Raw genomic sequence first — 14,494 nt, 5'->3', positions numbered from 1 at the left:
CAGCCGGCCGTGGGCAGAGAGCGGCCGATGGGCGTTATCCCTGGCGCAGACCGTGACGCTTGCGCCAGGCGACCGCTGCGGCGATCAGTCCCGTCACCACGATGAACCCCATCGCCACCAAGAACGCCGGCGACGTCGGAGAGGAGGCCCGGCTCCCGGCGACCACGTAGGCCGCCGTATTGGGGATGGACCCGAGGGCCGTGGCCAGCAGGAACGGGGTGTAGCCCATCCGGGAGACGGCGGCGCAGTAGTTCGCCGCGGCGAACGGGATCCCCGGGAACAGCCGTATCGCCAGCATCGACCGGAAGCCGTGTCTGCTCAGCTGGGAGTCCGCGGCCTGGAGCACTCGCCCACGCAGCAAGGGGCGCAGGGCCTCCTGGCCCAGGAGCCGACCCAGGGTGAAGGCGATACCCGCCCCCAGAACGGTTCCCGCCAGCGCCGACACCAGACCCAACTGCGATCCGAACAGTGCGCCCGCCGCCAGATTGAGCAGTGGACGGGGCACGAAGGCCGCGGTGCACACCCCGTAGGCGACGGCGTACAGCAGCACGGCCGCCGCTCCGCCGAGCTGTGCGGGCCAGCCGTCGGACAACAGTCTCTGCGGTTCGTAGAGCACCACCAGCGCGCCGGCCGAGGCCAGCATGACCAGCAGCAGCGACAGTCTCGACCACGGCGAGAAGAGCAGCCGCGCGCAGCGGATCGCAAGACCTGACGACGGGTGGGGGACTGGCTCGAACATCCGGGGAGACTAACCGACATCGTGATGAGATCGCCGTAACGTGTGCCTCATGACGCGTGGCCGACCCATCCCAGCCGTCCCCGGCAGCCCGCTCGCCGATGAGGTCCTGGAGCGAATCACCACCATCTATCCCGCGGCGGCGCAGCCCCAGCGGGCCGCGGAAGCCAGTGCCTATATGAAGGGCGTCGTTCCCTTCCTCGGGATCCGGACGCCTGCTCGCCGTGCGCTGTCCCGGCAGGTGCTGGAAGGGCTCGCCCCGCCCGATGAGCGCGACTGCACGGCGATCGCGATCCGGTGCTGGCGACTTCCCGAGCGCGAGTACCACTACTTCGCCGTCGACTATCTGCGACGGTACGTGGGCCGCTGCTCCTCGGGATTCCTTCCGACCGTCCGTTGGCTGCTGACCACCGTCCCTTGGTGGGACACCGTCGATGCCCTCGCGGCCCACACCGTCGGGCCCCTGGTCGCGGCCGACCCCGCCCTGAAGACGACCATGGACGGGTGGATCGAGGACGACGACCTATGGGTGGCGCGCACGGCGCTGCTGCACCAACTGCGCTACAAGCAGGCCACCGACAGTGAGCGGCTCTTTCGCTACTGCCTCCGCCGGGCCGACCATCCGGACTTCTTCATCCGCAAGGCGATCGGGTGGAGCCTGCGGGAGTACGCCAAGACGGATCCCGAGGCGGTGCGCGCCTTCGTCGGGTCGGCAGGGGACCGGCTCTCCCCCCTGTCGGTGCGCGAGGCACTGAAGAACCTATGACCGACGCCGATACTGGCGCCCCCACCGACAGCGCGGACGAAACTCCCGTCCGTACCGGGTCGCGTACCCGTTGATCGCCTTCCGCTGCCCTGGCCGTGCACCGCACAGCCGCCCGGGGCCCGGAGGCGCTCCCATCAACCAGCCGGGATCGACTGACAATGCAGTGACCTGTGCTCTGGCCCGAGCGTCGCGAATCGTTTCCTCACCCCTGATCCAGTAGCCCTCGACGTCCCTGCGAGAGCGGCATCGCATCGTCGAACCGTTCATTAACCGCTGGTGGTGAGAGTCTGGGGGTCCTCATGGGGGAACGTCGCGTCGCCATTACCGGAATCGGTGTGGTCGCACCGGGAGGAACCGGTGCCAAGGCGTTCTGGGAGCGCATCGTGTCCGGGGTGCCCGCCACCCGGGGCATCACGGCCTTCGACCCGGGGCCGTTCCGCTCGCGGATCGCCGCCGAGTGCGACTTCGATCCGCACCAGGCCGGATTGACCGGGCCTGAGGCCGATCGGTTGGACCGCGCCGCGCAGATGCTGATGATCGCGACTCGGGAGGCGATGGCCGAGAGCGCCCTGCTCATCGACCCCGATGCGGCCCACCGGGTCGGGGTCACCATCGGCAATGCGGTGGGGCTGACACAGCAGTTGGAGCGTGAATACCGTCGGCTGAGCGGCGACGGACAGCGCTGGGTCGTGGATCCCGCCCTGGCCTCACCCCATCTGTACGACTACTTCGTGCCGAGTTCGCTGTCGGCCGAGGTCGCCTGGGAGATCGGCGCGGAAGGCCCCAACTCCGTCGTCTCCGCCGGATGCACCTCCGGCATCGACGCCATCGGCTACGCCTGCGATCTGATCCGCGAGGGTGCGGCGGACGTCATGGTCGCGGGCGGCACCGACGCACCGATCGCGCCCATCACCGTTGCCTGCTTCGACGCGATCAAAGCGACCTCGCCCCGCAACGACGAACCCGACAGCGCCTCCCGCCCCTTCGACCGGACCCGCAACGGCTTTGTCCTCGGGGAAGGCGCGGCCGTCCTGGTCCTGGAGTCGCTGGAGCACGCGCGCCGCCGCGGAGCGCACATCTACGCGGAGATCGCGGGATACGCATCCCACGGCAATGCCCACCACATGACGGGACTGCGCCCCGACGGGCTGGAGATGGCCGGCGCCATCACCTCAGCCCTCCACCGCGCCCGCCTCGACCCCACGGCCGTCGACTACGTCAACGCCCATGGCACCGCCACCCAGCAGAACGACCGGCACGAAACCGCAGCGTTCAAACGGAGCCTCGGGGAGCACGCCCGTGCCGTGCCCATCAGCTCGATCAAGGCGGTCGTCGGGCACTCGCTCGGTGCGATCGGCGCCATCGAGGTGGCCGCCTGCGCGCTCGCCCTGGAACACGGGGTGGTGCCGCCGACGGCGAACCTCCACCGCCCCGACCCCCAGCTCGATCTGGACTACGTACCGCTGACCGCCCGCGAACAGCAGTTGGGGACGGTGCTGACCGTCGCCAGCGGGTTCGGTGGATTCCAGAGCGCGATGGTGCTCACCGACGCTGACAGGAGGGCCGCGTGACCACGGCCGTAGTGACCGGTACGGGGGTCATCGCCCCCAACGGGCTGGGAACCGAGGCGTTCTGGGCGGCGACCCTGAACGGCCGGAACACCATCGAACCCATCGACGGATACGACAGCAGCGCCTTCGGCTGCCGGCTCGCCGGGCAGGTCCGGGACTTTGACGCGGCCCGGCATCTGCCCAGCAGACTGATACCGCAGACCGATCGCATGACCCAGTTCGCGCTCGCCGCCGCCGACTGGGCGATCGCCGACAGTGCGATCGACATCGAGGGAACGTCCCGCCTCGAACTCGGTGTGGTCACCGCGGCCGGAGCGGGCGGCTTCGACTTCGGCCAGCGGGAGTTGCAGCACCTCTGGGGCGAGGGCCCCGACCACGTCAGCGCCTATATGTCCTTCGCGTGGTTCTACGCGGTCAACACCGGCCAGATCTCCATCCGGCACGATCTGCGCGGCCCGGCCGGAGTGCTCGTCGCCGAACAGGCCGGCGGCATCGATGCCATAGCGGGGGCACGCCGGGCGATCCGCAACGGGTCCGCCATGATGCTCACCGGCGGTATGGAGTCCTCGCTCTGCCCGTACGGCATGGCCGCCCGCAACGCCGGCGGGCGGCTCTCCACCCGCAAGGACCCGGGCCGCGCCTACCTCCCCTTCGACCCGGAAGCCAGCGGACAGGTGCCGGGGGAAGGCGGGGCGATCCTCGTGCTGGAGGACGAGGACCGGGCACGTGAGCGTGCTGCGGAGGTGTACGGCGAGATCGTGGGCTACGGCACCGCGTTCGACCCCCCACCGAGCTCCGGACGACCCGACAACCTCGGCCGCGCGATCCACAACGCCCTGTCCGACGCGCAGCTCACCCCCGCGGACATCGACGTCGTCTTCGCCGACGCCGACGGCTCTCCCGAGCGGGACCGTGCCGAGGCCACCGCCCTGACCGCGGTGTTCGGCCCCGGGGGCGTGCCGGTCACCGCGCCCAAGACCATGATCGGCCGGCTCTGTTCCGGCGGTGCCCCGCTCGATGTCGTCCTCGCACTGCTCGCGGTCCGCGACGGCGTCATCCCCCCGACCACCAAGGTCACCACCGACTACGACATCGACATCGTCCGGGACGAGCCCAGGCCCTTCACCGGGTCGACCGCCCTGGTACTGGCCCGTGGACACAACGGATTCAACAGCGCCCTGATCGTCCGAGGGCGACGAAAGGAAGACCGATGAGCGAGCTTCGTGAGCCGAGCGAGCTGACCCTGCCCGTGCTGACCGACATCATGCGCGAGTGCGCAGGCGAGGACGAGGCCCTGACCGCCCACGAGGGGGACATTGGAGAGGTGGAACTAGAATTCCTCGGCTACGACTCGCTGGCGCTGATGGAGGCGGCGAGCCGGGTCAAGCGGCAGTTCGGGGTCGAACTGTCCGACGACGGCCTCGCACAGATCCGTACGCTCAACCAGTTCGTGACGGCCGTCAACGAGCGCTTGGCCTCCGCCGCGGCGGGGCGGGCCGGCTGACGGTACGGCGATGGACGAACTCTATATAGCGGCGACGGGCAGTTGGCTGCCCCCGCGCCTGCCGATCGAGGAGGCCGTGGCCGACGGCCGGTGCCCCGCCCCCCTCGCCCGGACCACCGGCATGGTGTCGGTGGCCGTGGCGGGGGAGGAGTCCGCGCCGGAGATGGCCGTACGCGCCGCGCGAAGCGCCCTGGACCGCTCCGGCACGGGGCCCGCCGACATCGACCTGGTGCTGCACGCCAGCTTCTTCTACCAAGGACACGACCTGTGGGCGCCGGCCTCCTACGTCCAGCGGGTCGCGGTCGGCAACCACTGCCCTGCCATGGAGGTCAAGCAAGTCTCCAACGGCGGCATGGCCGCACTCGAACTGGCCTCGGGCTACCTCGCCGCCGATCCCGCGCGCACGGCGGCGCTGATCACCACGGGCGACAAGTTCTGCCCGCCCGGGTTCGACCGCTGGCGCAGCGATCCGGGCACGGTCTACGCCGACGGGGGCACCGCACTGGTGCTCTCCCGCCGGGACGGCTTCGCCCGACTGCGTAGTCTGGTCACCGTCTCGGCACCCGAGTTGGAGGGCATGCACCGCGGCGACGACCCGTTCGGTCCGGCGCCCTTCAGCCATCGTCAACGGGTGGATCTCGACGCCTGCAAACGAGCCTTCCTCGCTGGTACGGGCTCCTCCTACGCCGTCGCCCGGGTGAGCTCCGCCCAGGACTCCGCCATCAAGGGAGCCCTGGCCGGTGCCGGGCTGGAACTCGGCGACGTCACCCGCGTCGCCCTGCCCCACCTCGGCCGGCGACGGCTCCAGGCCGGCTACTTCGGGCGGTTCGAACTGGACCCCGAGCGGACCACCTGGCCCTGGAGCCGAGAGGTCGGCCACCTCGGTGCGGGGGATCCGATCGCCGGGCTCGACCATCTCGTCACCAGCGGTGCCCTCGACGCCGGGGACACCTGTCTCCTCGTCAGCGTCGGGGCCGGATTCAGCTGGTCCTGTGCCGTGATCGAACTACTGCGACGACCCGAGTGGGCGGCTCGCGCATGAGAGGGGAATGGGGACGTTGGCAACCGGGCGATCGACTGTGCTTCTCCTGCCGGGCCAGGGGTCACAGCACCTCAGGATGGCCGCCGGCCTGTTTGGGACCGAGCCCGTGTTCACGGCAGCCATGGACGAGGTCTTCACCGCGCTGGGGACGGAAGGGGACCGGCTCAGGGAAGACTGGCTCAGCGAAAGACCGGCCGTCGAACTCGACCACGTGACCCGCTCCCAGCCACTGCTCTTCGCCGTCGACCACGCACTGGGCCAGCTGGTGCTGAGCTGGGGAGTGCGGCCGGGGGCGGTGCTCGGGCACAGCATCGGGGAACTGGCGGGAGCGGTCCTGGCTGGGGTGTTCGCCCTGCCGGACGCCGTGGCCCTGGTGCGCGAGCGCATCCGGCTGCTGGGTGACGGCCCACCGGGCGGGATGCTCGCGGTGGCTGCGGCACCCGAAGAGGTCGAGCCGTTCCTCGGCGGCGATGTCGTCATCGGCGCGTACAACGCTCCCCGGCAGACCGTCCTTGCGGGACCGGATCCCGCGCTGGAGAAGGTGCATGCGGCGCTGCTGGAGGCCGACTTCACCTGTCGGCGCGTTCCGTCGCTCAGCCCGTTCCACAGTCCCGCGCTCGCCCCGGCCGTCGAGGGATCGGCGGATCTGATCGCCGCCCTACCGGTCCGGCCTTCCAGGATCACCCTCCACTCCTGCTACACGGCACTGCCGCTCAGCCCCGACGAGGTGACCGATCCGGAGTACTGGGCCGCACAGCCCGTCGCTCCCGTACGGTTCTGGCCGGCGCTGGACGCACTGCTCACCGACTGCGACGCCGTGCTGGTGGAGGCGGGGCCCGGCCAGGGTCTGGCCCAACTCGCCAGGCGACACCCGTCGGTACGGGCCGGGCGCAGCGCGGTCGTACCCCTCCTGCCGGCCCGTCCCGGGCCGCCCGAGCGGGACCGTGCGTCGGTGGCGGCGGCCCGGGAGGCCCTGATCGGGCTGGGGGTCGCGCCGCAGCCCACCGCTGGGTGACCCGGGCCCAAGCCAGGGCGACCCGGACGGATGCGGTCCGTCCGGGTCGCTGAGTTCCGGGTCGCCTTGGCTTGGGCCGCGCGCTATCGGCGTACCGTCGCCGTGACGTAGCGGACCGGGGTGTCGATGGTCAGCGGCCGGTCCTCGTCCCGCATTGCGTCGAGCGCGGTGATCAGCCGTTCGCGCAGCCGCCGGCTCTCTTCGTCGGGCAGATGCGTCCACAGCAGTCGCATGCCCTGGGTGTGGGACCAGTCCACCCATGCCTCGCCCGAGGTGGCCGTCAGTTCCACGGGCTCGTCCACGACCTCGACCCCGGCGAAGCCGGCCGCCTCCATCGTCCGGCGGAGGTCGGCGGGGTGGGAAAGCCAACTGTTGAACCGCCGCTGCAACGCCTCCGGCTGCCACTCCGGCGGCAGATTGGTCAGCAGGGAGCGCGGGATGAGGTCGGTGAACACCGGCGGCAGGAACGGGAAGGTGTCGTCGGTGAAGACGGGACTGGTGAAGGCGATGCGCCCGCCGTCCCGCAGCAACTCGGCGTAGCGGGCGAGTGCCCCGGGGGCGTCGGGGAGGAAGATCACGCTGTAGCTTCCCGTGACGAGGTCGAAGGAGCGGGCGGGCAGGTCGGGACGCTCCCCGTCCATCACCTGCGCTTCCACCTGGCTCACACCCTGCCGCGTGGCCTCTCGACGGGCCTCTTCGACCATCGCCGGGGCGATGTCGATGCCCAGCACCGATCCCGTGGGCCCCACCTGTTCGGCCGCGGGGAAGAGTGCGGCGCCGCGTCCGCAGCCGATGTCGAGGACCCGCTCGCCCGGCAGCGGCTTCGCCCGCTCGATCAGCCTGCGTCCCATGGGGGTGAAGAACTCGACCCCCATGCGGTCGTAGTGGGCCGCCGCGCGGTTGAAAGCGCGGGTGACCTCCGCTTTATAGGCCGAATCTTCCAGATTTTCCGCGTTGTCCGTTGTTACTCCCATAGGGGGCAGCATGCAGTCGTCGTCTCGCACCGATGTCTCGCCCGCCTGGAACCCGCCTCGACGGCCCTTACAGCGGAACCCCAACAGTTGGACAGGGGCACTGCCTAGCGTGACGCCCGTACCGGACGGATTGACGGGGGAAGGAACGGTGGTCACGTTGGGCGAGTTGACGCGGCGCGGCGTACTGCGGGGCACGGCCGCCACCGGTGGTGCCGCGGCGCTGACCGGGCTGGCAGCACCGAGCGCACGGGCCACGCCTTCCGCGCGGGCCTGCGCCCCGGTCGTGGGGCCGGTGACCGTGGGTCGGGCGGACCCCAGGTTCATCAACCTCAACACGAGCTACAACAGCCGGTTCACTCCGAACCCGGAGTCGTTCTGGCTGGTCTGGTCGGGCGACCAGGTGGTGGCGGCTGTCGACGAGGCCGTGCGGACCGGCAAGCGGATCGCCGTCCGCAGCGGCGGCCACTGCTACGAGAACTTCGTCACCAGCACCGATGTCGCCGTGGTGGTGGACATCTCACCACTGAACAAGGTCTCCTTCGACACCGAGCACCAGGCGTTCTCGGTGGAGTCGGGCGCCACCCTCGGCGAGGTGTACAAGGCGCTCTACTACGGCTGGGGAGTGACGATCCCGGGCGGCAGTTGCCCCAGCGTCGGTGTCGGCGGCCATATAGCCGGCGGCGGTTATGGCTCCCTCTCCCGTGAACACGGCATGGTCGTGGACCACCTCTACGGCGTGGAGGTCGTGGTCGTGGACCGGTCCGGCAAGGCTCGTCGGGTCGTGGCCACTCGCCGACCCGACGACCCCAACCGGGACCTGTGGTGGGCCCACACCGGCGGAGGCGGCGGCAACTTCGGCGTGGTCCTGCGCTATCTGCTGCGCTCCCCGAACGTACGCAGCCGCAACCCCGCCATGCTGCTTCCCCGCCCGCCCGAGACCTCCATGGGCAGAACGCTCACCTGGCAGTGGGAAGGCATCACCGAGCAGGCTTTCACCACTCTCGTGCGAGACCACGGCCAGTGGCACGAGCGGTACCCGCAGACCAAGGTGGGCAGCTCGCTCTCGCTGCCCCACCGCACGGCAGGAGAGTTCCAACTGCTGGTCGGGGCTGACGCCGAACGGGCCGAGGCCGAACGGCTCATGGACGACTTCATCAGGGTCGTCACCGCCAACGTGGGCGTCACGCCCACGGTCGAGCAGTCGGAACAGGCGTGGTTGCCAGAGACCTTGAACTCCGAGACCCACCCGGGCGGCACGCCCTTCAAGTCCAAGGCGAGCTTCCTGCGCAGACGGTGGACCGACCGACAGATCGGCACGATCCACAAGTACCTGAGCGACGGATACCGCTGGGGCGCATCCGTCTACCTCAACTCCTTCGGCGGGAAGATCAACTCCGTAGCCCCTTCGGCCACCGCCTTCCCACACCGTGACGCCCTCTTCAGCGTCTCCTACGACCTCTACTACGACGACCCCGCCAACACCGGGGAGTTGGAGTGGATGCGCCGCTTCTACCAGGAGGTCTTCGCCGACACCGGCGGTGTCCCGGCGCCCGACGCCAACAACAGCGGCTGCTACATCAACTACCCGGACGCCGACCTCGCCGACCCCCGCTGGAACACCTCCAAGGTCCCCTGGTCCACCCTCTACTACCGGGACAACTACCCCCGGCTCCAGCAGGTCAAGGCCCGCTGGGATCCACGTGGCGTCTTCTCGCACGCGCTCTCCGTCCGCCCCGCATCGCCCCGCTGATGGAGATCATCGGCACCGGATTCCTCGCCCGGCACCTCAGGCCGCTCGCCGACGCGCACCCACGGGTGACCGTCCTCGCGGCCGGGGTGCCGCGCCACCCCCTACCGGACTCCGAACACCGCCGTGAGGAGCGCCTGGTCCTGGACACCCTGGAGCACTGCCGCTCCCGAGGTCGGACACTGGTCTTCTTCTCCACCGTCAGCATGTACGGATCGCCCGGCTGCCGGGGCCGCGAGGACGACCCCGTCGTTGCCTCCCTACCGTACGGAGAGCACAAGCTCGGCCTGGAGAAGCTCGTCCGGGACTCGGGCGTACCCCACCTCGTGCTGCGGCTGGGCTATGTGATGGGCCCCGACGAGCCGGCGTACCGGCTCCTTCCGGTACTCATCCGCCAACTCCGCGCGGGCCTCATCACCGTCCAGCGCGGTGCCCGCCGCGACCTGCTGCACGTGGACGAGTTCGTCGCCGCGCTGGATCTGCTGCTCGCCACGGGCACCGTCGACGAGGTGATCAATCTGGCTTCCGGGGACTGCGCCGACATCAGCGATGTCATCGACCACCTGGAACTGCATCTGGGGCTCGGCGCCGAACGCGCATACGCCGACCACACCGTCTCGCACTGCCCCTCGGTGGACAAGCTCCACCGGATCGTGCCCGAAGTGGCCGCACTGGGCTTCGGGCCGGGCTACTTCCGTACCGCCATCGACCGGTATTTCGCGACGGCTGACCGCGCGGATCCGTGACACCGAGGAGAACGACACCATGACCCCTCACGTCGTCAGCCGCCCGCCCCTCTGCGACCTCGGGGCGCCGATCACCTCCGAGGGCGCCCAGCTGTTGGAGATCATCGGACGCCATCTGCCGCGCATCGCCGCCGAGGCCGCAGAGCACGACCGCGCGGGCACCTTCCCCGAGGGCGTGTTCCGCGCGCTGCGGGACGACGGAGTGCTCGCCGCCACCGTGCCCGTCAAATTCGGCGGGCTCGGCGTCAACAGCGTCCACGACGTCTGTCTCGCCATCATGCGGATCGCCGAGGCCGACGCATCCACGGCGCTCTCGTTGCACATGCAGCTCTGCCGGGGCATCACCATGTCGTACGAGCGCGAGCACTCCACCCCGGCCGGACAGGCGCTCGCCGAGCGGATCCTCACCCTGATGGGCACCGGCGACGCGGTGGTGAGCGGTGCGCTGAAGGACGCCCGGCAGACCACCGAACTGCGCCCCGCACCCGGAGGCGGCTGGCTGCTCTCGGGTGCCAAGATCCTTGTCAGCATGGCGCCCGTGGCCACCCACTTCGTGGTCGCGGCACCCGTCAGGCCCGAGACCGGCCCGCCGCGACTCGCCGCCGCCTTTCTCTCGGCGGACACCGCGGGGTTGAGCGTGCCGGACGACTGGGACGGCATGGGCATGCGGGCCTCGGCCAGTTCCTCGGTGGTCTTCGACGACTGCCCGGTCCCCGACGAGGACCTGTTCGTGCGTGGCCCGGTCGGCGAGGTCAACCACGCCTCTTTCGCCGGGCAGACGGTCAGCTCGATCGGTCTGCTCGGTGTGTACGCGGGAATCGCCCAGTCCGCACGGGACATCACGGTCGCCGGTGTGCGGCGCCGGGGCGGCACTCCGGCGAGTGCCGTGCGCACCCTCGTCGCAGAAATGGACGTCAAGCTCTATACCCTGCGGTCCGCGCTGGCTGCGGCCCTCATCCACACGGAGCACCTCTCGGAGCAGATCGACGGCGACCTCGCCGAGCGCGGACGCCGGATGATGGCCCCCTTCCAGTACGCCAAGCTGGTGGTGAACCGTTGTGCTTCGGGCATCGTCGAGGACTGCATGACCTTGACCGGAGGCGTGTCGTTCACCGCCGGGCACCCCCTCGCCCGCCGTCATCGGGACGTGCGCGCCGGATGGTTTATGCAGCCGTTCACTTACGCCGACGCGATCGATCAGCTCAGCGCCTGGGCGTTGGAGCTCGACGAGCACTGAACGCACCGAACGGACGGCGGCCCCGGGAACGATCCTCCCGGGGCCGCCGCGCGTGAGGGGTCAGCTCGTGACGATCGGGAACAACTCCGCGTCGTCCAACGGCTGGCCCGGCTCCATATGGGCGAGGTACTCGTCCATCACCCCCGGCAGATAGGTGGTTCCGGCGTCCATGTAGATGACGCCGTGGCCGACCCGACGGGCGTCGGTCTCGTTCCCACCGGCCCAGTGCAGCGTGCGGCAGTGGTGGAAGGCGACGTCACCTGCGCGCAGCGGCACGGTGACCCGGGGCCGCCAGGGGAAGTCCGGCCAGACCTCGTCGGGCTCACGGAACTGCTCGAAACTGGTCATGTGCCGCAGCCGCTCGGAGTCCGCCCGTAGGTGCGAGCCGGGGATGTAGCTCAGACAGCCACGTTCGACGGGGACGTCCACCAGCGCGATCCACGCGGTGAGCGTCTGTTCCAGCCCGTCCATCGGCAGCCCCGCTTCGTCATCGTGGAGCAGGGTGGGCGGCGCCCCTTCGGGCTCCTTGACGAGCACCTCGCTGCTGTAGAGGCGCAGCGGAACGCCCGCGAGCCGTCCGGCGATACCGGTCAGCGCGGGATGGAGGGCCAGCCGGCGCAGCGTCTCGTCCTTGCGCCACACCTGGGTGGTGTAGTTGACCTCCACGGCCGCGCCGTCGTCGCCACCCGCCCACACCTCCATGTCCCGCTCCAGGATGCTCTCCGCCGCCGCGCGGTAGACGGAGACCTCTTCCGGGGAGAGCAGCCGGGGCACATGGACGAAGCCGTCCTCGCGATAGCGGCGGACGCTCTCCTCGGTGAGCGTCGCCGGGGTGGTCAGTTCACGGGGGGACGCCATGGGCGGCTCTCCTTCGCATCGATGGGGGGAGTGGGCGGGCGAGGGCGTCGGCGTGCTCACGCCGCGGGGGTCTCCAGTACCCCGACGAACAGACCGCGGCCGTTGTGCAGACCGTCGAGGTACTCCACGCTCAGGCCGGCCGCGGTGAAGGCCGCCTCGTACTGCCGACGGCTGAACAGCGAGATCAGATGGGTCTCGCTGAAGTGCCGCACCCCAGAGGCGGCGTCGGCGACGAGGTAGTGCACCTCGATCCGGGACGCGTCGCCCACCCGCACCGAGTGCGACACGCGGGCGAGCGTACGGCCGTCCTCCGTGGTCGTCCCCGTCGCCACATGGCCGTCGAGGAAGGTCTCCGGGAACCACCAGGGGTCGATCGCGACCACACCGCCCGGCCGTAGGTGCCGTGCGAAGCGGCGCAGCGCCGACTCCAGCTCTCCCGGGTCGGCCAGATAGCCGATCGAACCGAACATGCAGGTGATGGCCGAGAAGGAGGCGTCCAACGAGAAGTCGCGCATGTCCCCGGTGTGTACGGTGACCCCCGGCAGCCTGCGTCGAGCGGACTCCGCCATGGGTGCGGACAGCTCAAGCCCCTCGACCCGGTCGAACACCGGCCGGAAGTGCTCCAGATGGGCTCCCGTGCCGCACGCCACATCGAGCAGTGACACGGCGCCCGGCATCCTGGCCCGCACCTGGCGGGCGATCTCCTGCGCCTCCGACTGGTAGTCCTTGCCCCTGCCCTGGTGCAGCAGCTCGTAGATTTCGCTGGCCTCTGCCCCGTACAACGCGACTCCCTCTGCCGGCGGGTCCGCGCGCTCACGGACGTGGGCCGCCGGATTCAGGCTGCGGCGAGCGGCTCGAAGCCGCGAAGAAGCCCGCTGGAGCCCGGTTCGGTCCAGTCATCGTTGAGACGGCTGCGAGAGCCCGGGGAGACCGTCTACACCATGACGAGCTGCCGTATCTGCGGCGGCCGACTTCACGAGTTCGGTGATTTCGGTACGCAGCCGCTTTCCAGCGGGTTCCTGGAACCCGACTACATCGGGGACGAGTACCTCTTCCGGCTCGCGCTGGGAGTGTGCGACTCGTGCACCATGGTCCAGCTCATGGAGGAAGTCCCCCGGCATCTGATGTTCAACGGCCACTACCCGTATCTGTCGTCCGGGTCGTCGGTGATGAGGAAGCACTTCGAGCAGACGGCGCAGGACTTCCTGCGGACCGAGCTCACCGCCCCCGGCGCGTTCGCCGTCGAACTGGGCTGCAACGACGGCATCATGCTCCGGGCACTGGCCGACGCGGGCGTCAGGCATCTGGGCGTGGAGCCCTCCGAGAGCGTGGCTGACATCGCCCGCAGGCTAGGCATCCGGGTCACCACCGAGTTCTTCCAGGCGTCGACCGCACAGGAGATCCGTGAGGCGGAGGGCCCCGCCCAGCTGATCTACGCGGCGAACACCCTGTGCCACATCCCGTACATGGACTCCATCTTCCAGGGCATCGACGCGCTGTTGGCGCCCGACGGTGTGTTCGTCTTCGAGGACCCCTATCTGGCGGACATCGTCGAGAAGACCTCGTACGACCAGATCTACGACGAGCACTACTACTTCTTCAGCGTCACATCGGTGGCGGCCATGGCCGAGCGGTTCGGCTTTGAGTTGGTGGGTGCGGAGCGGCTGCCCGTGCACGGCGGTGAGGTGCGGTACACCCTCGCCCGCAGGGGCCGGCGCACTCCGGACCCCTCGGTGGCCGTGCTGCTCGCGGAGGAGAAGACCCGCCGACTGGCCGAACTGGACACCCTCAAGAGCTTCTTCCGGAACGTCGAACGCTCACGGGACGAGTTGGTGAGCCTGCTTCGGAAGCTGAAGGCGGAAGGGTGCACGGTGGTCGGGTACGGTGCGACGGCGAAGAGCGCCACCGTGACCAACTACTGCGGAATCGGTCCCGACCTGGTGTCGTTCATCTCCGACACCACACCGAACAAGCAGGGGCGGCTCACTCCCGGCGCCCACATCCCGGTGCGCCCGCGTGCGGCGTTCGACGATCCCTATCCTGATTACGCCCTGCTCTTCGCCTGGAACCACGCCGAGGAGATCATCGCCAAGGAGACTCAGTTCCGGGAGTCGGGCGGCAAATGGATTCTCTACGTACCGCATGTGCAGGTGGTGTGACACTCCTGCGGACGTGTCCGGTCACCCGGTTGCGATCCTGCTGCTGAGACGGTGTGCGCGGTGGAACCTCGGTCCTACAGCGCACACCTTCCCTGCCCACCGATTCCTTGCGAGGGAAGCCGGGCACCCCCACTCCTCA

General features: G+C 69.8%; 14 protein-coding genes. 10 read left to right on the top strand and 4 right to left on the bottom strand.

The window, feature by feature from the left end:
* Nucleotides 1–34: 34 nt before the first annotated feature.
* Complete coding sequence (locus OID54_RS06875) at nucleotides 35–739, bottom strand: TVP38/TMEM64 family protein (protein ID WP_329015443.1); 705 nt, start codon at nucleotides 737–739, stop codon at nucleotides 35–37.
* A gap of 49 nt (nucleotides 740–788) precedes the next feature.
* On the opposite strand from OID54_RS06875, the gene OID54_RS06870 reads away from it, so the two are divergent.
* From OID54_RS06870 to OID54_RS06845, 6 genes are all read left to right on the top strand, one after another.
* On the top strand, nucleotides 789–1,502 hold the full coding sequence (locus tag OID54_RS06870) for a DNA alkylation repair protein (RefSeq protein WP_329015441.1): 714 nt from the start codon (nucleotides 789–791) through the stop codon (nucleotides 1,500–1,502).
* Nucleotides 1,503–1,801: 299 nt separating this feature from the next.
* Nucleotides 1,802–3,073 (top strand): beta-ketoacyl-[acyl-carrier-protein] synthase family protein, encoded by a 1,272-nt coding sequence (locus OID54_RS06865; protein ID WP_329015439.1) that lies wholly within the window; start codon nucleotides 1,802–1,804, stop codon nucleotides 3,071–3,073.
* Nucleotides 3,070–4,287, top strand: coding sequence for a ketosynthase chain-length factor (locus OID54_RS06860; protein WP_329015437.1), 1,218 nt, complete (start codon nucleotides 3,070–3,072; stop codon nucleotides 4,285–4,287). Before OID54_RS06865 ends, OID54_RS06860 begins: the two co-directional genes overlap by 4 nt.
* Nucleotides 4,284–4,577 carry an acyl carrier protein gene (locus tag OID54_RS06855; protein WP_329015434.1) on the top strand — a complete coding sequence of 98 codons (294 nt, stop codon included), beginning with the start codon at nucleotides 4,284–4,286 and terminating at the stop codon, nucleotides 4,575–4,577. The genes OID54_RS06860 and OID54_RS06855 overlap by 4 nt, the downstream gene beginning before the upstream one ends.
* 10 nt (nucleotides 4,578–4,587) lie before the next feature.
* Nucleotides 4,588–5,619, top strand: a complete 1,032-nt coding sequence (locus tag OID54_RS06850) for a ketoacyl-ACP synthase III family protein (protein ID WP_329015431.1) — start codon at nucleotides 4,588–4,590, stop codon at nucleotides 5,617–5,619.
* A gap of 7 nt (nucleotides 5,620–5,626) precedes the next feature.
* Nucleotides 5,627–6,634 carry an acyltransferase domain-containing protein gene (locus OID54_RS06845; protein ID WP_329015428.1) on the top strand — a complete coding sequence of 336 codons (1,008 nt, stop codon included), beginning with the start codon at nucleotides 5,627–5,629 and terminating at the stop codon, nucleotides 6,632–6,634.
* An 83-nt stretch (nucleotides 6,635–6,717) separates the two neighbouring features.
* On the opposite strand, the gene OID54_RS06840 is transcribed toward OID54_RS06845, so the two are convergent.
* A complete protein-coding gene (locus OID54_RS06840) occupies nucleotides 6,718–7,608 on the bottom strand; it encodes a class I SAM-dependent methyltransferase (RefSeq protein ID WP_329015425.1) in 891 nt (296 codons plus the stop codon).
* Between the two features lie 157 nt (nucleotides 7,609–7,765).
* Here OID54_RS06840 and OID54_RS06835 point away from each other — a divergent pair, with 157 nt between their 5' ends.
* From OID54_RS06835 to OID54_RS06825, 3 genes are read left to right on the top strand one after another with little or no spacing between them, the layout of a single operon-like run.
* Nucleotides 7,766–9,358 carry an FAD-binding oxidoreductase gene (locus OID54_RS06835; RefSeq protein ID WP_329015423.1) on the top strand — a complete coding sequence of 531 codons (1,593 nt, stop codon included), beginning with the start codon at nucleotides 7,766–7,768 and terminating at the stop codon, nucleotides 9,356–9,358.
* The gene (locus OID54_RS06830; RefSeq protein ID WP_329015420.1) at nucleotides 9,358–10,101 is read left to right on the top strand and encodes an NAD-dependent epimerase/dehydratase family protein; all 744 of its coding nucleotides are present in this window, start codon (nucleotides 9,358–9,360) and stop codon (nucleotides 10,099–10,101) included. Before OID54_RS06835 ends, OID54_RS06830 begins: the two co-directional genes overlap by 1 nt.
* 19 nt (nucleotides 10,102–10,120) lie before the next feature.
* The gene (locus tag OID54_RS06825) at nucleotides 10,121–11,338 is read left to right on the top strand and encodes an acyl-CoA dehydrogenase family protein (protein ID WP_329015417.1); all 1,218 of its coding nucleotides are present in this window, start codon (nucleotides 10,121–10,123) and stop codon (nucleotides 11,336–11,338) included.
* A 60-nt stretch (nucleotides 11,339–11,398) separates the two neighbouring features.
* Here OID54_RS06825 and OID54_RS06820 read toward each other — a convergent pair whose 3' ends face one another.
* Together OID54_RS06820 and OID54_RS06815 are read right to left on the bottom strand one after the other, a co-directional pair.
* Entirely contained in the window at nucleotides 11,399–12,196 is a 798-nt protein-coding gene (locus tag OID54_RS06820; RefSeq protein ID WP_329015414.1) for a phytanoyl-CoA dioxygenase family protein, read from the bottom strand.
* Nucleotides 12,197–12,252: 56 nt separating this feature from the next.
* On the bottom strand, nucleotides 12,253–12,978 hold the full coding sequence (locus OID54_RS06815) for a class I SAM-dependent DNA methyltransferase (protein ID WP_329015411.1): 726 nt from the start codon (nucleotides 12,976–12,978) through the stop codon (nucleotides 12,253–12,255).
* Between the two features lie 159 nt (nucleotides 12,979–13,137).
* Between OID54_RS06815 and OID54_RS06810 the strand changes: the two genes are divergently transcribed.
* The gene (locus OID54_RS06810) at nucleotides 13,138–14,355 is read left to right on the top strand and encodes a class I SAM-dependent methyltransferase (protein ID WP_329015409.1); all 1,218 of its coding nucleotides are present in this window, start codon (nucleotides 13,138–13,140) and stop codon (nucleotides 14,353–14,355) included.
* The last annotated feature ends 139 nt before the right edge of the window (nucleotides 14,356–14,494 follow it).

The sequence above is a fragment of the Streptomyces sp. NBC_00690 genome, assembly GCF_036226685.1.
Taxonomy (GTDB): Bacteria; Actinomycetota; Actinomycetes; order Streptomycetales; family Streptomycetaceae; genus Streptomyces.
The sequence above is the reverse complement of the archived record's forward strand: the minus strand, read 5'-3'. Positions and strand labels throughout refer to the sequence as shown.